The organism is Phenylobacterium montanum (assembly GCF_018135625.1).
Taxonomy (GTDB): domain Bacteria; phylum Pseudomonadota; class Alphaproteobacteria; order Caulobacterales; family Caulobacteraceae; genus Poindextera; species Poindextera montana.
On the sequence record NZ_CP073078.1, the window covers coordinates 3,463,722 to 3,482,471 of the forward strand.

General features: G+C 68.5%; 12 protein-coding genes. 1 reads left to right on the top strand and 11 read right to left on the bottom strand.

The genetic code is table 11. The features are described 5' to 3' along the window. The 9 genes from KCG34_RS15585 to KCG34_RS15625 all read right to left on the bottom strand — a co-directional run bounded on the left by KCG34_RS15585 (nucleotide 1) and on the right by KCG34_RS15625 (nucleotide 14,218). The gene (locus KCG34_RS15585; RefSeq protein WP_211936559.1) at nucleotides 1-936 is read right to left on the bottom strand and encodes a hypothetical protein; all 936 of its coding nucleotides are present in this window, start codon (nucleotides 934-936) and stop codon (nucleotides 1-3) included. Nucleotides 937-1,025: 89 nt separating this feature from the next. After that, the gene (locus KCG34_RS15590) at nucleotides 1,026-1,868 is read right to left on the bottom strand and encodes a class I SAM-dependent methyltransferase (protein WP_211936560.1); all 843 of its coding nucleotides are present in this window, start codon (nucleotides 1,866-1,868) and stop codon (nucleotides 1,026-1,028) included. Nucleotides 1,869-1,916: 48 nt separating this feature from the next. Continuing rightward, complete coding sequence (locus tag KCG34_RS15595) at nucleotides 1,917-3,812, bottom strand: O-linked N-acetylglucosamine transferase, SPINDLY family protein (RefSeq protein ID WP_211936561.1); 1,896 nt, start codon at nucleotides 3,810-3,812, stop codon at nucleotides 1,917-1,919. Between the two features lie 89 nt (nucleotides 3,813-3,901). Further along, nucleotides 3,902-4,168, bottom strand: coding sequence for a hypothetical protein (locus tag KCG34_RS15600; protein WP_211936562.1), 267 nt, complete (start codon nucleotides 4,166-4,168; stop codon nucleotides 3,902-3,904). Nucleotides 4,169-4,482: 314 nt separating this feature from the next. After that, a complete protein-coding gene (locus tag KCG34_RS15605; RefSeq protein WP_211936563.1) occupies nucleotides 4,483-6,681 on the bottom strand; it encodes a GumC family protein in 2,199 nt (732 codons plus the stop codon). A 53-nt stretch (nucleotides 6,682-6,734) separates the two neighbouring features. After that, nucleotides 6,735-8,159, bottom strand: a complete 1,425-nt coding sequence (locus tag KCG34_RS15610) for an outer membrane beta-barrel protein (protein WP_211936564.1) — start codon at nucleotides 8,157-8,159, stop codon at nucleotides 6,735-6,737. Nucleotides 8,160-8,541: 382 nt separating this feature from the next. Continuing rightward, a complete protein-coding gene (locus KCG34_RS15615) occupies nucleotides 8,542-9,114 on the bottom strand; it encodes a polysaccharide biosynthesis/export family protein (protein WP_211936565.1) in 573 nt (190 codons plus the stop codon). A 122-nt stretch (nucleotides 9,115-9,236) separates the two neighbouring features. Continuing rightward, entirely contained in the window at nucleotides 9,237-12,131 is a 2,895-nt protein-coding gene (locus KCG34_RS15620) for a PAS domain S-box protein (protein ID WP_211936566.1), read from the bottom strand. Between the two features lie 125 nt (nucleotides 12,132-12,256). Beyond that, the gene (locus tag KCG34_RS15625; protein ID WP_211936567.1) at nucleotides 12,257-14,218 is read right to left on the bottom strand and encodes an AsmA family protein; all 1,962 of its coding nucleotides are present in this window, start codon (nucleotides 14,216-14,218) and stop codon (nucleotides 12,257-12,259) included. A gap of 244 nt (nucleotides 14,219-14,462) precedes the next feature. Between KCG34_RS15625 and KCG34_RS15630 the strand changes: the two genes are divergently transcribed. Then, nucleotides 14,463-16,133 (top strand): EAL domain-containing protein, encoded by a 1,671-nt coding sequence (locus KCG34_RS15630; RefSeq protein ID WP_211936568.1) that lies wholly within the window; start codon nucleotides 14,463-14,465, stop codon nucleotides 16,131-16,133. Between the two features lie 274 nt (nucleotides 16,134-16,407). Here KCG34_RS15630 and KCG34_RS15635 read toward each other — a convergent pair whose 3' ends face one another. Further along, a complete protein-coding gene (locus KCG34_RS15635) occupies nucleotides 16,408-16,731 on the bottom strand; it encodes a cupin domain-containing protein (protein ID WP_211936569.1) in 324 nt (107 codons plus the stop codon). Then, nucleotides 16,728-18,668, bottom strand: a complete 1,941-nt coding sequence (locus tag KCG34_RS15640; RefSeq protein ID WP_211936570.1) for a potassium transporter Kup — start codon at nucleotides 18,666-18,668, stop codon at nucleotides 16,728-16,730. Before KCG34_RS15640 ends, KCG34_RS15635 begins: the two co-directional genes overlap by 4 nt. Between the last annotated feature and the right edge of the window lie 82 nt (nucleotides 18,669-18,750).

Here is an 18,750-nt window from a genome sequence, read left to right on the forward strand (position 1 = left end):
CTATTCGGCGAGGTCGCCCGGGGCGCTGCGATATCCCGGCGAGACATAATTCACGCCCGCCACCCCCGCCGGAACGAAATCCCCGCCGGGCGGCAGGCCTTTGCGCACCCGGCCGAGGATCGAGAGGCGCGGGAAGCGGGCTTCGGAATCGTCGTCCCGGGCCTCGGATGGGCAGGCGGTCTTGCCGCCGATGGGCGGCCACACCGAGTCGGCCAGGGACCGGGTCGGCCGGGGCTGAACCCAGACCTCGCGCAGTTTGATCGGGAAGTCGAAGCGGCAGTCGCTGGCGTGGGTCAGCCAGACGAGGTAGCCGCTGTTGTTGTGCCGCCCCCAGATCTGGTCGCCGGTCGCGACCAGATTGACCCGGCTGATCTCGGCCGAACCCATGTCGCCCAGGTCGCGGCCGATGGTCAGGCCCTGATAGCCGGTGTAGCCGGTCAGTTTGTCGATCCTGAGATCCTTGACCCCGCCGAAGGGCTGCACCACGTCGGCGTGGAACTGATCGAAATAGCCGTAGATGCCCTCGACCCGGACGTTCTCGATCTGCACCGTCGCCTTGGGCGCGTCGATGTCGATGCCGTCGGACATGCCGCCGCCCGAGCCGTCGATCAGCACGCCCTCGATATGCACCACCCCGACGCTGTTCTTGATGTAGATGCCGCGCGACATGGCCGCGTTGGACTTGTCGGGCAAGACCGGCAGGGTGATCCAGCCGCCGATGATGACGATGTTGCGCCCGCCCTCCAGGACGGTCGAGCCGACCTTCTTGTTTCGCGGCAGCTTGACGATGTAGTCCTTGCTATCGTCGAGCTTGTTGTAGGTGATCCCGTCGCGCAGCTGCAGGGTGACGGGATGGCTCAGCGGTGGCGGCGCCCAGCGCAGCTTGTCGCTCTCGGCTGCGCTGGCGCTCCCCGCCAGCGCCAGGGCTCCCAGCAACCACGCTCTGCAAGATCTCAGCATGGCCCTCGCCTGCGCAGCTTCGCCCCAAGGTCGCGGCCCACCATGGCCGAACTGGGGCGATCAGCTTAGCTGCGAAGCCTGGCCTTGTAGAAGACCGTGCGGAACGGCGAGTTCAGCGCCGAGATCAGCTGCCAGCGGCCGTCGACCACGGTCTTGGCCACGTTCTTCAGCCGGGCCATGGGCGAGGGCGGCAGGGCGCGGCTGGTGACGAGGTCGAAGCCCATCTCGTCCAGCAGCCGGCGCATCTGCTCCACCCCGATGAACACTAGATGGTCGGGCAGGTACAGGCGGTCGGGATAGTCCGCCCGGCGCTCGAGGTCGCCGCCGTTGCCGGTCTCCAGGAACAGCCAGCCGCCGGGGTTCAGCCGCGCCTTGAGCTGGGCGCCGAAGTCGCGGAAATCGGGGATGTGTGAAAAGACGTTGATCAGCGAGATGACGTCGAACCGCTCCCCGATCTCCGACAGCGGGGTCTGGGAGACCGGCAGGCCCAGGGCCTGGGCGGCCCTGGCCTTGGCCGCCATCGGCTCGATCCCCCGGACCTGGCTTCCGGGCGCGGCCAGCTTCTGCGCCGCCTCGACCAGCTCGCCATAGCCGGCTCCGACGTCGAGCCAGGTCAGGGGGTGCTTCAGTTCGTCCGCGAAGGTCTCGGCGACCATGGCCCCATAGTGGCTGACCTTGGCCTGGAAGCGCTTGGCCTGGACGTTCAGCTGGCCTTCCTCGGTCGGATGCAGACCGGTGCGGGCCGCCTCGGAGATGGAGTCCAGCCGGGGCCGGGGGTTGACGTAGACGACCCCGCATTGGCGGCACTTGACCGCCTTGTAGCCGTTCTCCTCGCCCCACGGCCGCGCGTCGTCGGCGCCGCAGACCACGCAGGCGATGGTCTCGAGCACGGCGGCGGGATTGTTCATCAGGCGGGCCTTTCGCATTTGGGGACAGGGCCAGTGTGTCAGGCTGGCCTATGCGTGTGAAGCGGGCGCGGCCTCGCACCAATCGCGCCACAGCTGGCGATAGGCCTCCTCGAGGCTGCGGGTCAGGCCGGCGGGATCGGCCAGGGGCGAGGCGGCGAAGCGCGGGCGAAGCTCCCCGCGCAATTTCGCAAGGGCGTTAAGGTCGCCGGCCGCCGCCAGGCCTTTGGCGACATAGTCCTCAGGCGAGGCTGTGATCCAGTCATCCAGGCCAAGCGCGCCCAGAATCATGGCGCCAAGTCGCCCCACGCTCGGCCGATCGGCCAGGGTCAGGACCGGGACGCCCATCCACAGGGCCTCGATGGTGGTGGTGCCCGCGTTGTGCGGAAAGGGATCCAGCGCGATGTCGATCTCGCCATAGGCGGCCCAGGTGCGGCTCTGCGGCCGGGTGTTGACCAGGTCCAGCCGGCCCGCCGGCACGCCGTAGCGGGCGAACCGCTGGGCGAACAGGGCTGCGGTCTGCGGGTCGCCGAAGGGAGCATTGTTGAGCATCAGCCGGCTGCCTGGCAGGCGGTTCAGCATCACCGACCAGGCCCGGATCACCCCCTCGTTCAGCCGGATCGAGCGGCCGAAATAGCCGAAGGTGACAAAGCCCTTGCTGAGCGCCGGCGGCGGCTGGGGCTCCGGCATGGCAGGCGGCGCCACATAGGCCAGCGGGGCGCGGCCCAGCCGGATGACGCGGCGCTCGCCGAACAGGGCCTCGCAGCCGGGCGGGGCCAGGCGCGAGTCTCCGATGAAGGCGTCGATGGCCGAGAGGCCGGTGGTCATGCCGTGGCCGATGAAATAGGTCAGCTGCACCGGCGCGGGCCGGTGCGCGAATGCCAGAAGGCGATTGCCGGTGGTATGGCCAGCGAGGTCGACCAGGATGTCGATCCCGTCGGCGCGGATTCGTTCGGCGAGGGCCTGGTCGCTCAGCCCCACGGTCGAGACCCAACGGTCGGCCAGGGCCTGCACCTTGGCGCTGGTGCCGTCCTGGTGGCGAACCTCGGCATAGCAAGTGATCTCGAAGCGGCTTTTGTCGTGCGCGGCCAGGATCGGCAGCATGAACATCGCCACCACGTGATCGGTGAAGTCGGGCGAGACATAGCCGACCCTGAGCCGCCGCACGGGCTCGGGCAGGTTGGCGTAGGGCGAGGGCGGCGGCGCGCCCCGGGCGTGCTGCGCCTCGAACCGGCGATAGTGCCCGGCAATCTGTTCGGCTGTCAGGTCAGGGCGATAGTTCATGCCGAACAGCAGGCTGGAATGGCCGGCGGCGTAGTCCGGCCGCAGGGCCAGGGCCCGGCGCTGCAAGCCTTCCGCTTCGTCGAACTGGGCCAGGCCCGCCAGGATGCTGCCGAGGTTGCGGCAGGCGTCATAGTCGGCGGGGTTCAGCTCGAGCGCCTCGCGGAACGCCTTTTCCGCCTCGACCAGGCGGCCTTGGTGGCTGAGGGCGAGGCCCAGGGTGGTCATCAGATTGGCGGTGCGCGGCCCGAGCTTGAGCGCCTCCAGGACGCGGGCCTCCGCCGCAGCGGCCTTGTGCTGGTCGATGAGGACGTTGGCGAGATTGCCGTGCAGGGCCTGGACGTCGGGCGCGACCTGGAGCGCCTGGTCATAGACCGCCTCGGCGCCGGCCAGGTCGCCCTGGGCCCTCAGGGCCGCGCCCAGATTGGCCCAGACGGCCCCGTCGTTCGGCGACGCCGCGGCGGCGGCGCGCAGCAGGGCGGCGGCCTCGGCGAAGGCGCCGCGTCGATAGGCCAACATGCCGCGGATGTTGAGGATCTCGGGGATGTCGGGCGCGCGCAGCGACAGCGCCTGGGCCAGAGCCAGGGCCTCGTCCAGGGCGCCGGCCAGGTACAACTGGCGCAGGCGGTCGATCTCGCTTGCGATCGGGTGTTCGGCCGCCGGCATGGGTCCCCTTCCGCCCAAAGGATCGGGGCGCGCACCAACTTAAGCGCGGCGGGACAGCGGCTGTGAAGGGGGGCCTGGGAATTCCGGCCTCAGCCGGCGGACATTCTCAGGATCTGGGAGCCGATGAAGATGATCCCCGCCCAGAGCGCCGTCGGCGCGCCGACGAAGATCGCCGCCTTGACGGCGATGGGATAGGGCCGTTCTTCCGGAGCGGAAAAGGCGGCTTCCAGCATCAGGTGCTGATCGCGGACCGGCGTCGATCCCGCCGCCTCGTCGCCCTGGGCCAGGCGCACCGCCGGGGGCCTCTTGACGGGCGACGCCCGCGCCACACTGTTACGCCGTGCCGAAGCGGTCATTCTGCACCTCTCCAATACTTCTGCGAGTATCGCCGGGCAGCCTTAGAAAACCTTTGAGCGAAATGGTGATCTTTTGTTTAACCAAAATCCTTGTGGTTTCGGTCAGGACGCCGCGCAGAGCTGGAACGGAGCCGCAGCGCCTCGGCCGGCCAATCGCCGCGCCGCACTGATGACGCGACAAGTGGATCAGAGCATAGACTGAGTCGCAGTCGCCGGGATGATGTAGAGCAATTTGTCGCGAAAAGGCCGCGCGCAAAGCAAAAGGCCCCGCGCCGTTAGCGCGAGGCCTTTCCCAAGCACCTGAAAAGGCGGACCTATTCCTGATAGTAGGCGCGATAGGCGCCATAGTAATAGGCCGGATCGTCGGCGCTGAGGGCGCCGCGGGCCTTGGTGTCGACCATGGACAGGATCACGCCGGCCACGCGGCTGCCATCCTGCTCCAGGCGGCTCAGCGCCGCGCGGATGGCCTGGCGAGGGGTCTTGCTCCAGCGCGCGACCATCAGGACGCTGTCGGCCTGGGTGGCCAGGGTGCGGGCGTCCGCCACCGCCAGCAGCGGCGGGCCGTCCAGGATCACCTGGTCGTAGCGCTCGCGCAGGATGCGCAGCAGCGAGCTCATCGAGTCCGAGCCGAACAGGTCGCGCGGCGTATAGGCGACCTGGGTCAGGGGCAGGATATCGAGGCCGGCCACCGAGTCCGGCTGGATCACGCTCTCCAGCGGCGCATGGCCGGTCAGCACCTCGACAAGGCCCGCGGTCGGCTTTTCGGCCGGCAGGGTGCGCAGGGCGTTCTGGCGCAGGTCGCAGTCGACGATGATCACCCGATCGCCGCTCATGGCCATCACGCGGGCCAGGGACACGGCGGTGACGGTCTTGCCTTCGTTGGGCAGGGCCGAGGTCACCGCCACCACCTTCACCCGGCGATCGAGGTCGGCCAGGGTCAGGGCGGTGCGCGCGGTGCGCATGGCTTCGGCATAGCCCGACATCGGCTTGGAGACCACGAAGTCCCAAGGCTGCATGCCCTTGCGGCCGGCGCCCAGGAGCTTGGGCGTGAGCAGCGGGGCCGAGGCGATGAAGGGAGCGCCCAGTTCGGTTTCCACATCCTCGACCGTGCGCACGCCAGCGTCGACGCTTTCGATGGCGAACACGGTGCCAAAGCCGCAGACCACGCCCAGGATCACGCCCAGGGCGGCGAAGATCGGCTTGTTCGGGAAGTCGGCCTTAACCGGCTCGACCGCCCGGGCGATGATCTGGGCCTGGGTCTCGTTGGCGTGTTCCTGCTGGCTGGCCTGTTGGGCGGTCGCCGCCAGGGTCGTGTATTCGGCGCGCTTGGCGTCGGCGACCCGCTGCAGGTTGTCGGCCTGGACCGAGGCGCGGTTGTTCGAGGACAGCTGGCCCTTGAGCCCGCCGAGCTGGCCGCGCATGGCGGCGGCGCGGGCCTCTGAGGCGCGGGCGTCGGCGGCGATGCCGGCGACGATGCGCTGGGCTTCCTCGTGGATCTGGCGGTCGACGCCGTCGATCTGCTGCTGGATCTTGATCGATTCCGGATGGCGCGGACCATAGCGGGTGTTGATGTCGGCCTGCTCGCTGAGCAGCTCGGTACGCTTCTGGCGCAGCTGGACCACGGTCGGGGCGTTGATCACCGCCGAGACCTGGTCGATGCCGCCGCGGGCCATCTGCGACTGGGCCGATTCATAGTTCGAGCGGGCGGCGGCGGCCTCGGACTCGGCCTGGGCCACCTGGGCGGTCATGGTGCCGATCTGCTGGTCGGTGACCGTACCCCCGACCGCCGCCGTCATGATGCCGTTGGCGGTCTTGTAGGCCGCGACCGCGGCGTCGGCCGCCTGGACCTCGCCCTGCAGCTTGCTCAGCCGGTCGCTCAGCCACACGGACTGGGCCTGGGCGGTCTGAACGCGCAGCTTGATGCTGGTCAGAATGTATTCGTCGGCGAAGGCGTTGGCGATGCGCGCAGCCTTGGCCGCGTCCTTGGAGTGGAAGCCGACGTTGATGATGTAGGTCTCGCCGTCGCGCTTGACGTCCAGCTTCTTCAGCACGTTCTGGATGGTGGCTTCCAGGTAGGCGGCCGAATGCGGATCCTTGGAGGCCGGTCCCGACTTCGGCTGGAAATCCTCATCGGCGGTCAGGTCCAGCTTCTGGACCACCGACTGGGCGACGTCGCGCGACTGCATCACCGTCACTTCGCTGTCCACCACCGCCTGGTCCGGCGGACCGCCGTTTGCCAGGCGATCGAGGTCGAGCGCCGTGTGGGTGCTGGGATCCAGCTTGACGTTGACCACCGCCAGATAGACCGGCGGCAGCAGGAAGGCGACCACCACGGTCAGCATCGCGATGAAGACGGCGACCGCCGCGAACAGCTTCCACCGGCGGCGGAAGATGTTGATCATGTCCACGATGCTGATCGGCTGCGCCCCCCGCGACCAGGGGCTCTGGGCGGGATGCGCGGTCGGGCTCGGGGCGTCAGCCTTCGGAGCACTGGTGAGCATGGTCTTAGTCACTTGGCGATGGTTCCTGGTCCGCAGCGGGGACGCCGTTCGACGGCGCGAGCAGCCTAACGCTGCAATACTAAAGAGAACATGACGGTGGTGACGTTGAAATTCGGCTTGTTAAGATTGAATGCCGAATTGGCGAGGCTGTTGAACACCGCGCCGGACGCCCCGCGATCTGCGTAATTGACCGTCACGCCTAGTCCCACCGAACGGCTGACGAAGTAATTCGCGCCGCCCTGGAAGGAAACCACGTGGTCGTGCCGGTCCGCGCCTTCATAGTCATCCTGGGCGTAGCCAAAGCCCGCATTCAACAGCAGGTTCCGCAGTAACTCGTGATCGACGCGAAGGTTCACGCTGTTGGCGAAATAGCCCCCCGACGAGATGGAGTAGATCGCATCCTCGACCTGGCGCGAAGCGATCAGCGTCACAGTCGTGAGCTCGGAGGGGAAATACTCGACCTTGCCCTCGAACATCACCCCGCTGATGGTCGGATAGCGGTGGATCCCGGCGGGCGTGTAGGTGCGATTGACGTAGCCGACGCCCAGTTCGCCGCGGACCAGGGCGGCCAGGTCGAAATTGGCCCCGACGATGCCGCGATATTCCGTGGAGTTGCGGTTGACGGTCTCGGTGGCCGGATTGGCCGCGGTTCCGACCGGCACCACGATGAGCGGGTGGGCGTATTCGTCGTCCGAGTAGCTGGCCTGGGCGAAGATCGCGGTATCCGGGCTCAGCGCGAATTCCTCGCGGCCGACGAAGCGCCATTCGTTGCGGTTGCGGTCGCTGTTGATGAGGGTGCCGCTGACGACGCCGGTGTCGATGTTCTGAGCCGGCACGTTGCTGTAGTCGTACTGCCGGTCTTCGAAGGCGGCGGTTGTGCGGATGCGGTTCAGCTGCCAAACGCCGCGCACATAGGCGCCTTCGGTCTGCAGCGGCACCGGCTTGGCGGCGTTCGGCGAGGCGCCGGCGTTCAGGCGGTCGTCATAGGTTTGCTCGGCGTCGCCGCCGATCAGGATGTAGCTGTCGCCGTAGACGTCGATATGGCCGTTGCCGCGAACGTACCAGCCGTTTTCGTTCTGGCTGCTCTTGTCGACGAACTGGTGGAACTCGCCGCCGGCGGCGAGTTCCAGCGCGTGACGCGACCAGTTGCTCTGCAGGTCCAGCTGCGGCTTGATGATGCCGAACTCGTCCGAGGCCGCGTGGTTGTTCAGGCCCGTGGCGTTGTCCGTGAAGCCCAGCGCCGCCTCGACCTTAGGATAGAGGGTGAAGCCGCCGATGTGCTCACCCAGGGCGTTGTATTCCGGGCGCTCGCGCTCCAGCACGCTGACATTGCGGCCGCGGCCGTAGGCATTGTCGATGTCGATGTCGAGCGCCGGAATCTGCACGGTCTGCACCAGCGAGGTGATCGGCGCGGTCTGGGCCCGAGCCGCCCCCGCCAGGGCCGTGGTCGCCATCAGGGTCGCGACGGCGACCGAAATCCGAGAGGTCATCTATTGCTCCTTCTTGCGACGCCGCCGTTCGTGATCCCCCACGAGGGCGCCGCCGGGTCATTGTTCTAAAGCCAGTGGTCCGAACCGCCCGGGACGCCTGCGACAGTCGCCATCGACGGCGCGGAAACGATCAGGGCGGCGCCTTCAGGGTGCGAGGCCGCTGGCCGATACTGCCCTGGCTCCATCTCGAATTCTCCTGTGGCGCGAACCCCGATACCGCGTTCCACCGGCGAAGAGAATGTATCACCGAGAGAATTTGGTCTGTCCGCCGTCGATAGTGCGCCGACCGTGGGCAAGTTCCGGACCAGATCGCACGAGATGGGGCGGCCATCGCAAGATGCGGGGCGCGACCGCCGCGAAGCGGCGGCCGCAGCAGGCCGGATCAGAAGAAGCGTTCGGCGACGCGGATGGTGTCGCCTGGCTGGACCAGGGTGTCGGCCGACATCGGATATTCCGTCTCCTTATCCTCGCCGATCCGCTTCACAAAAACCCGCTTCTTGTCGGCCCGATAGGTGTATCCATTGGCTGTCGCCACCGCCTTGCCGACGGTCAGGCCGGTCTCGTACGGGTATTCGCCGGGCTTGTTGACCTCGCCCAGGATGTAGAAGGGCCTGAAGGTCAGGATGTCGATGCTGACCTGCGGGTCACGCAGGTAGCCGTCCGCTAGGCGCTTGGTGATCTCGGCGCCGATCTCGGTCGCCGTGCGGCCGGTCGCCTGCACGTCGCCGATCAGCGGGAAGGACAGCGACCCATTGGCGTTGACCGTGAATTCGCCCGAGAGATTGGGCTCGTTGTAGATGAGGACGCGGACCTTGTCGGCCACCCCCAGCTTGTAATCGCTGGCGGCGGCGGCGACGGCCGCAGGGGCCGGCCCCGGCGGGTCGGCGAAGGCCGCAGCGCCAAAGGCCATGCAGGCCAGACTCAAAAGGCCCACCAGCCAAGCTCTCAGTTGCATAAGAAGCAGCTCCTACGAGGCGTTTCGTCGCGCGGTGATATACCATCTATCGTGAACAGACGCTTGCCGTCGAGACCATTGGCCGTTCACCAAGCTTGAGCGCCAGCATCCCGCTAAACTGGCTAAACCGAAGGCAGGTTCCCGCGCCTGGGCGCCGCCTCTTCGTCGCCGTCCGGCAGGGCGTGGCGGCAGACCGCTGCGACCAGGTCTGCGGGCAGCACCGGCTTGGACAGGTCGCCGTCGAAGCCCGCGGCCCGGCGCATGGACGCCCCAGGGGCGTCGGCTCCGGCGGAGAAGGCGAGAATCGGGGCGCTCCGATTGGGACCCCTGCCCGATCGGATCGCCCGCATGGCGGCCAAACCGTCCAGTTCGGGCATGCGCAGGTCCATCAGGATCAGGTCGAAGATCGAGGACTCGGCCGCGCGGACGGCTTCCGCGCCATTGGCCGCTTCCGAAACCACCGCGCCGAACGGCGTGAGCACCGCGCGCACCAGCTCGCGGTTGGCCGAATGGTCGTCGGCCACCAGAACCCGGGCGCCGACCGGGAAGACCAGCTCGATCTCGCTGGCTTCGGCTTCGGCGGGGCCGGCCGGTTCGGCCGGAATCTCGAAGTGGAACCGGGCGCCGCGGCCGGGCTCGCTCTGGACCCCGATGGCGCCGCCCATCGCTTCGACGAGGCCGCGGCAGATGGCGAGCCCCAGGCCGGTGCCGCCGTGCCGGCGAGTGCTGGAGCCGTCGACCTGCGAGAAGCGGCGGAACAGCAGCGACTGCTGCTCCAGTGCGATGCCGGGTCCCTGGTCGGCGACCGAGACCGTGAGGCGCTGATCCGCCGCTCGCCAGGACGCGGCGACCTCGATCTCGCCCGCTTCGCTGAACTTGACCGCGTTGCCGATCAGGTTGAGCAGCAGTTGGCGGAGCCGGTTGGGGTCAAGGGCCAGCCGCTCGGGCAAGGCCGTCCCCGTGAAGCGGAGCCTGAGGCCTTTTTCGGCCGCGCCCTGGCTGAACAGGTCGAGCGTCTCGCGGCAGACCGCGGCGGGGTCTGACGGCTCGAGGCGGATCTGCAGCTGGCCGGACTCCAGCTTGGAGAAGTCGAGGATGTCGTTGACCGTGGAGAGCAGAGCGGCGCCGGCGCTGGAGGCCTTGGCGATGTAGTCCCGGCTGTTCTCGCTCAGGTCGGGCTGTTCGAGGGCCAGGCGGGTGAAGCCGATCACGCTGGTGAGCGGCGTGCGCAGCTCGTGGCTCATATTGGCCAAAAACTCGCCCTTGACCTGGGCGGCGGCCTCGGCGGCGGCGCGGGCGGCGCGCAGCTCGTCTTCCATCGCCTTGCGCTTGGTGATGTCGCGCAGGGCGTTGACAAAAGCGATCGGTTCGCCGGCCTCGTCGCGGATCACCGACGGATTGCCCTCGACCCACACCCAGCCGCCGTCCGCCTGCCGGGCGCGGAACTCGCTGATATTGTACCCGCGGGAAGGCCGCACGTCGGCCACCAGGGCGGCGAAGCCGGCGTTGATGGCCTCGAGGTCCTGCGGGTGGATCAGGTCGAAGGCGTTGCGGCCGATGAGGTCCGCCGGTTCGTAGCCGAATTGGCGAGCGGCCTGGGAGGCGAACATGATGCGGCCGCAGGCGTCGAACTTGAGCACGATGTCGCTGGAGGCCTCGGTCACCAGGCGATAGCGGGCCTCGCTCTCGGCCACCTCGGCCTCCGCCTTCTTCATCTCGGTGATGTCGATCGTGGCGCCGAACACGGCGACCGCGTCACCCTTGGCGTCGCGCTCGGCGGCGGTGCGGCAGAGCATGTGGCGCTGGGTTCCGTCCGGGCGGTCGATACGGAACTGGTGGCCGACAGCCTCCTCGCTCGCGCGGGCTGCCTCGATCATCTGGCCGATCCCCGGGCGATCCTCGTCAGGCAGGCGGGAGAGAATCAGGTCGACATCGGGCGGGTGGTCGGGCTCGACGCCGAACGCAGCGGCCAGGGTCTCGGACCAGGCGATCTTGCCCCCGACCGTCTCCATGCGCCAATAGCCGACCCCGGCGACCTCTTCGGCCAGCTTGGCCCGGCGGTAGAGTTCGGCGGTCTGGGCTGCGCTCGCCAGGACCTCAGCCTGCAGCCTTCGCCGCTGGGCGAGGGCGGTGGCGGTCGGCAGGCTGGTCAGGGTGATGGCGGCGAGGAACAGCTGGGCCGCCAGGATGTCGTCGGCGGCGCTGCGCTGATGACCGGCGATGGGGCCCAGGCCGGCCGCGGTGAAGGCCACGGCCATGCCGAGGATGATCAATACGCCCCAGGCGGCGCCGATGACCTCCAGCTGGAACACCACCAGGAGCAGGGCCGGAGGGATCAGGAACGCCAGTGGCTGGCGCACGCTGAACACCAGGGCGGTGACGAAGGCGAGGCCGGCCAATGCCCCCCATGCCCGAGGCGACAGGGGCGTGGCCGCCAGCCATCGGCGCTGGTCGCGCAGGGTCAGCAGCAGGGGCGCAAGGATCACCGCCCCGAGGCCGTCGGCGGCCACCCAGGAGCCGAAGGTGAACCACTCGTCGTCACCGCGGAGCCCCCCGAGGGCCAGGGCGGCGAGAGAGGCCGAGACCAGCGGCGCGGCGACGCCGGCGACCAGGGCGAAGCGCCACAGGTGGTCGGCGCGGGACACGTCCAGCCGCTCGCCCACCAGCCGCCGCACGGTGACGGCCGCGCCCGCGATCTCGATCAGGTTACAGCCGGTCATCAGGCCAGACATGGCCAGGGATTCGCCGCTGATCATGCCCGCGGCGACATTGCCGAGGCCGGCCGAGGCCAGCCAGACCGGCCATTGGCGGGTCGGAGTCAGCATGAGTATGGTCAATGTCAGGGCGTTGGCCGGCCAGATGCCTTCCCCGCGGCCCAAAAGGCGCGGAACGACGATCGAAGCCCAGCAGAACCCCGCCATGAACAGGCCGTAGAGCGCCGCGGCCAAAACGAGGCGGTAGCCGACCAGCGGCGCGCGCAGATCGCTCGACTGCGCCTGGCCACCTTCGACAGTCATCGATCGCTCCCAGTCATACAAGCGAAGCTGAGCCGAAAACCTATGATTTCAGTTAATCCTGGGGTTGATTTTGAATGACCTGTCCGCCCGCCGTCTTCGGACGCGACGCCGCCTGATTGCTCTGTTCAGGGATGATGCGGCGCGCGGCTCCCCGCGGTTTGAGCGTCCGCTTCCGCGGCGGCGCAGTCGGCGTCATGGGCGAGGCCAGGATCGACGAATGGAAGTATGGCCGCCAGCGGCGAAAGCGCGGCGCCCAGGACGACCGCGACGCCCGCCTGGGCCGGGGCCGCGCCGGCCTCCAGGCCGAGCTTGGGGCTCGCCAGGCGCCCGCTGACCGTGATCGGCGACTGCAGCCGCACCAGGCGGAAGCGCTTGGGATGCCCCGTCAGGGTCAGGTCCACGGACTCGTCGCGCAGATCGACCTGGCCCCGGCCGTCGGTGCGGACCGTATCGCTGTCGAAGACGATCCGGTCGGCGGTCAGGACGCCGTTCCTGGCTGAAAACTGAGCCACCGCGCAGCGCACCCCCATATCGCTCTGGTCCTTGGCCAGCATCAGGCCCAGGGCCTTGGTGACGTTCACGCCCAGAAGCTCGCCCAGGCTCCGGCGCACCTCGCCATGCGGCGCGATGAAGGCGAGCGCGCCGTTGGCGCTGGCCGCAACCTCGCGCACCGAGGCGCCACGCCCGCTCAGCCGGGCCCTGGCCTGCAGCACGCCATCGAGCGGCGGCGGGCTGGTATGGGTGAAGAAGTCGGCCAGGCGGACCTGGCTGACCTTCAGGTCGAGCTCGTCGAGCGGTGTATCGGGACGGGCGTCCACGCGGATGCGGCCGGCCAGCCGGCCGCGGGGGAAGGTGAATTCCAGCGGGTCGGCGATCAGCACACCGTGGTCGAGCTTCAGGTTCAGCCGAACCTGCTTCAGCGGCAACCCGCCGGCCGCCATCACCGACTCGGCCTTGTAGTCGACGACGGCGTCTGTCGAGCGGACGCGGGTCAGGTCGAGGCGGGCGTCGGGCAACAGCCGGACGTGCGGCTCGCCCTTGCGCGCGGCCGCGACGACGCCCGGCTTCGCGCCGACCGCGGCCCCGAGATCCGACAGGGCCAGGATATGCGACCGCAGGCTCGCCCTGACGAAGGGCCGGCCGCTGGAATGATCGACGCTCAAGGCGCCGGCGAGGTCGCTGCGGCCGACCCGACCCCTTATCGGATCGAAACTGTAGCGATGCCCGTCGCGCACCAGAACGCCGCCGAGGCTGTAGGCCGGCGTATTGGGGAAGGCGACGCCGGTCAGATGATAGAGGTCGGCCATGTCCGGGCCGGATGCGGCGAGGCTGGCCCTGACTTGACCGAAATCGAAGGGGCGGGTCAGGACGCCTCGGGCCAGGACGTGGGTGGCGCCGGCGCGCATGTCGGCGTCGAAGGCGTAGGGCTTGTCGGCCTTGACGTAGAGCAGCGGCCCGCCGGTCAAGGTCAGGCCGAACGGATCATTGTTAAGCGAGCCCTGGCCGATCAGGCGGAACTGGCCACGCCCACCGACGCCGAGGGTCTCGTCGGACCGGACCTGGGCCTCGATGACCAGCCGGCGGGACTGGTCGACGAGATGCAGCCGGCTGTCGTGGATAGCCAGATGCTCGATCGGCGGCAGCTTCATCGGCGCCCGACCGCCGGCCGGGGTGCGCCAGTTGGCGTGGCCGGCGCCGTCTCGGACCGCGCGGATATCGGCATGCCCCAGTTCGATCAGCGGCAGGTCCGCCCGGCCCGCCAGGAGGGGCAAAAGCTTGATCCGGGCGCGGAATAGCCCGACCCGCGCGAGATCGCCGGGGACGCCACTGGATCCGCCGATCTGGAGGTCGCGGGCGCTGGCCTCGGGTTCGAGCGACAGGAGGCGAGCCGTCAGGTCGCCATGGATGACGATGCTGCGCCCCGCCGTGGCCGAGGCGATGCGCCCGACCGGCCCGCGGAGAAAGTTCCAGTGGGTGTTGGACAGGATCAGCGCCGCGCCGGCGACCAGCGCCGCCAGAACGCCGAGAATGATGGCGCCGAGCCTCACCCCCTTGATGGTCGGCGGCTGGATGGCCGTGTCCCGCAAAAGTCCTGGTCCTGTTCGCCAAAAGAACGAAACCCGCGGATATCCCGGCTTGTTCCCAATTGTGATCGGCGCGGCGGCAGCGCGGGAACCGCAAATTCCCAAGCCCGGCAAGGCAAGACAGCGCTTTCGCTATACTGCATACCTATACCGCACACCCCAGATCCGGGCGCCTCATAAAACTGCCTTCACTGTGCATTAACAAGATTTGCCGCTCTCTAAGACTTGCTTGCCGTTGGGAGGCGACATGCAGTCTCGAGCTACAAGGGAAAAATCGTTCCAAGCCCCGAGCTGGTCGAACAACGCCGTTCGCTCGCTCGTCACGGGCGACGCGCGATTTCTCGCCTTCGCCTTCGCCGGCGCTGACCTCCTGGTCGAGTTCGACGAGAACTGGAACATCCTCTACGGGATGAGCTTCGCCGACGGCAAGGTCGAGGGCCTGCGCGCCAAGACCCTGTACGAACTGGTCGACGCCACGTCGCTGCCCGCCCTGATGAGCCTGCCGGCGTCCCTGGAGCCCAATACCCGCGCGGCGGCGGCCAATGTGGTGCTGAAGACCCTGGACGGTCCGCAGAGGGCGGTGATGCGCGCCTTCCGCTCGCGCGACCTCGGCTCGCGCATTTCATGCACCTTTTCGCTGGGCATCGAGCTGCCTAAGACGGCCGGGGCGGCGCAGTCGCCGCCCAGCGTCCCGATGCTGGCGGCCGAGGACTTCATCGAGCGGGTCTCCGAGATCATGGAAGACCCGCGCGCCCTGCGCGAGCGGCTATACCTGACCTTCGTCGAGGTGGCGGCCGCCCGCCAGCTGGGCGACCAGCCCCTGGCCGAGGCGATCCGATCGGCCCTGTCCCAGCTCGAGGCGCTGTTCTTGCGCTCGGCGGTCAACCAGGCCGCGGCCAAGGTCGCGGCCGGCCGCTACGTGCTGCTGACCAATGAAAAGACGCCGCTGGAGCAGCTCGACAAGGCCATCGACGGCCTGGGCGCCGAGATCGCCGCCCTGCTGGCGCCGCGCATGTCGCAGGCCCAAATCAACGATCCATCCCGTCCCGGCGCCGGGGTTCGTGCGGTCCGCTACGCCATCGACCGTTTCCTGGCCCAGGAGGGCGATCCCGACGTCGCCACCCTGGCGGCCGAACTTTCAACCACCTTCAAGGACGCCGGCGCCTTCCGCGTCGCGGTCAAGGACCGCAAGTTCAAGCTGGCCTATCAGCCGATCGTCCGCCTGGCCGACGAGAAGGTCCACGCCTACGAGGCGCTGCTGCGCATCCCCGGCAAGGACAACACCGCCGCCTCGATCCGCATGGCCGAGCAACTGGGCCTGATCGACCAGCTGGACGTGGCCGTGGCCGAAGCGGCGTGGCGCGTGCTGGAGGCCGACCGCACCCGCGAGCTGTCGATCGCCATCAACATTTCCGGCGGCGCGCTGCGCGACGACGGCTATGTCCAGGGCCTGATCGCCATGACCAAGCGCTCGCAGTCGATGCGCAACCGCTTCTGCATCGAGATCACCGAGCGCGCCGCCCTGGAGGACCTGGAGGGCATCGACCGGCGGGTGCAGGTGCTGAGGAAGATGGGCTTCAACGTCTGCGTCGATGATTTCGGCGCCGGGGCGGCCTCGTTCGACTATTTGCGCGCGCTCAATATCGACACCATCAAGATCGACGGCCGCTATGTGCGGGAACTGGCGACCAGCCAGCGCTCGCGCCTGCTGGTCGGGCATTTCGTGCGCTTGTGCGCGGTGCTGAACATCAAGACCGTCGGCGCCCGCACCGAAGACAAGGCCGCCGCCGACTCCCTGCGCGAGCTGGGCGTCGACTATGCCCAGGGCTGGCACTACGGCCATCCGGTGGACGAACCGAGAACCACCGACAAGCTGGTCGCCCCGCGCCGCAAGGGGCTGCAGGAGACCTGGCAGTAGGATTTCCGGGAGCGCGAACTCCCGCGCGCCGAGGGGGGAATGTCGGGGGGCCTCGGCGCGCGGGTCCGCCGGGCGGGACGCCAGCCCGGCGAAGGCGAAATTGGGACCCGACCCAAGATGGCGAAACTGGCCAGAACGGCCTCGGCCACAGCGCCAGCGCGCCGGGTCCGGCTATCGTGGTCAGCTCCAATCGCTACCCCACCATGCTTCGTGCGCCCGAACACAAAGGCGCAGAACCTTCAGATATCGGTTCAGCCGTGTGCGGTGCGGCGGCTCACTCGCCGCCGTCGGGGCCCCAGAAGATGGCCCAGGTGAGGAAGTCGTCGCTGAAGTCCTCGAAGCGGTGCTCGGCGCAGGCCTCGACGAAGATCACGTCGCCCGGGGCGAAGGGGCGCACCTCCTCGCCCTTGCGGAACCGGCCGGTCCCCGAGATGACGATGTAGAGTTCGTCCTGCTTGTGCGGGGTCTGCGGGTCGCTGCCCTTGGGGGCATAGACCAGGGCGCGCATCGAGCCGTGGCGGACGCCGGTGAAGAAGTCCTCGCCCGAGGCGGCCAGGCCCTTCTGGAACTCGGCCAGAGGGATCAGCCAGTCGCTCATACGGTGACCTGGGCCCCCAGCTCGACCACCCGTCCGGGCGGTATCTTGAAGAAGTCGGTCGGATTGGCCGAGTTCTTGGTCAGGAAGATGAACAGCTTGTCCTGCCAGACCGGCATGCCCGAATGCTCGGCCCGGACCAGCGAGCGGCGCCCCAGGAAGAAGCTGGTGGTCATGATGTCAAACTTCAGCCCCTGCTTCCTGCAGATCTGCAGCGCCTTGGGCAGGTTCGGGCTCTCCATGAAGCCGTAGGTCAGGGTCAGCTTCTTGAAGTCGTCGCTGATTTTCTCGATCGCGATGCGGTCGCATTCGGGCACTTCGGGGATGTCCGCCGTGCGCACGGTGACGATGACATTCATCTGATGCAGCACCTTGTTGTGCTTGAGATTGTGCATCAGGGCCACCGGGGCCATGTCGGCGTCGGCGGTCAGGTACATGGCCGTGCCCGGCGAGCGATAGGGCGGGCGCGCCTTCAGCATGTCGATCAGGTCGCACAGGGGCAGGCTGTCGCGGCGGGTCTTCTCGCTGAGGATGTGCGAGCCGCGGCTCCAGGTCCACATGACCAGCATCAGGCCGAGGCCCAGGGCCACCGGCACCCAGGCGCCCTCGACCAGCTTGACCAGGTTCGAGGAGATGAACACTAGGTCGATCACCCCGATCGGGACCACCAGGGCCGCGGCCTGCCACAGCCGCCAATTCCAAACCTTCCGCACGATCACCCAGGCCAGCAGGGTGTCGACGAACATGGCTCCGGTCACCGCCGCGCCATAGGCCGAGGCCAGGTGGGCCGAGGTCTGGAACACGAACAGCAGCAGCATGACCCCGATGGTCAGGAACAGGTTGACCGAAGGAATGAAGATCTGGCCGGCCTGGGTCTCCGAGGTGCGGCGGATGTTCATTCGCGGCAGAAGGCCGAGCTGGACCGCCTGCTGGGTCATGGAGAAGGCGCCGGTGATCACCGCCTGGCTGGCGATCACGGTGGCGGCGGTGGCCAGGCCCAGCACCGGCCAGTAGGCGTAGTCGGGCGCCATGGACCAGAAGGGGTCGTGGGCCTGGGGATGGCGCAGCATCATCGCGCCCTGGCCCAGATAGTTCAGCGCCAGGCAGGGCAGCACGAACCACAGCCAGGCGGCGCGGATCGGCCGGCGGCCGAAATGGCCCATGTCGGCATAGAGGGCCGAGGCGCCGGTGGCGACCAGGAACACCGCGCCCAGGATCAGGAAGCCCTTGTAGCCGCTGGAGAGCAGGAAGCTCACGCCGTAGTAGGGGCTGATCGCCCGGAGGATCGAGATGTCGTCGCCCAGGTGGTAGAGGCCCAGCCCCGCCAGGGCCAGGAACCACAGGGCCACGATCGGGCCGAACAGGGCGGCGACCCGGTGGGTGCCGCGGGACTGGACCAGGAACAGGGCCACCAGGATGCCGGCGGCGATGCTCTCGACATAGGGGTTGAGCAGGTGGCCGATCTGCGGCGCGCCCTTGACCCCTTCGACGGCGGAGAGGACCGAGATCGCGGGCGTGATCAGGCAGTCGCCGAAGAACAGGGCCGCGCCGGCGACGCTGATGACGAAGATCGCCGCGGTGCGCCGGCCGGCGGCGTGCTGGGCCAGGGCGCTCAGGGCCAGGGTGCCCCCCTCGCCGCGGTTGTCGGCCCGCATCAGGAAGATGACGTACTTGACCGTGACCACCAGGATCAGGGCCCAGATCACCAGCGAGATCACCCCCAGCACCGCCATCTCGTGCGAGGCGCCGTGGCGGGCGTGGCCCAGGGCGACGCGCATGGCGTAGAGCGGGCTGGTGCCGATGTCGCCGAACACCACGCCCACCGCGCCCAGCATCAGGGCGGCCATGCCCTGGCTGGCGGGCTTGGGGGCGGCATTGGCGGGAAGGTCGGCGGCGAGTTCCGGCGCGGCCGTCGTGGCTTCGGGGCTGAGCCCAGTCATGCAAGGTCTCCGGGGCATGTCAGCAACGCCCGCGGCCGGGCGGCGATCCCCAAAATTCAGCGGGCGATTACTCCCTTTCCGG

What these genes read in the sequence shown, in the direction of transcription:
- KCG34_RS15590 (WP_211936560.1), bottom strand. Translation starts at nt 1,868, where the DNA reads ATGAACAATCCCGCCGCCGTGCTCGAGACCATCGCCTGCGTGGTCTGC.
- KCG34_RS15595 (WP_211936561.1), bottom strand. Translation starts at nt 3,812, where the DNA reads ATGCCGGCGGCCGAACACCCGATCGCAAGCGAGATCGACCGCCTGCGC.
- KCG34_RS15600 (WP_211936562.1), bottom strand. Translation starts at nt 4,168, where the DNA reads ATGACCGCTTCGGCACGGCGTAACAGTGTGGCGCGGGCGTCGCCCGTC.
- KCG34_RS15610 (WP_211936564.1), bottom strand. Translation starts at nt 8,159, where the DNA reads ATGACCTCTCGGATTTCGGTCGCCGTCGCGACCCTGATGGCGACCACG.
- KCG34_RS15615 (WP_211936565.1), bottom strand. Translation starts at nt 9,114, where the DNA reads ATGCAACTGAGAGCTTGGCTGGTGGGCCTTTTGAGTCTGGCCTGCATG.
- KCG34_RS15620 (WP_211936566.1), bottom strand. Translation starts at nt 12,131, where the DNA reads ATGACTGTCGAAGGTGGCCAGGCGCAGTCGAGCGATCTGCGCGCGCCG.
- KCG34_RS15630 (WP_211936568.1), top strand. Translation starts at nt 14,463, where the DNA reads ATGCAGTCTCGAGCTACAAGGGAAAAATCGTTCCAAGCCCCGAGCTGG.
- KCG34_RS15635 (WP_211936569.1), bottom strand. Translation starts at nt 16,731, where the DNA reads ATGAGCGACTGGCTGATCCCTCTGGCCGAGTTCCAGAAGGGCCTGGCC.
- KCG34_RS15640 (WP_211936570.1), bottom strand. Translation starts at nt 18,668, where the DNA reads ATGACTGGGCTCAGCCCCGAAGCCACGACGGCCGCGCCGGAACTCGCC.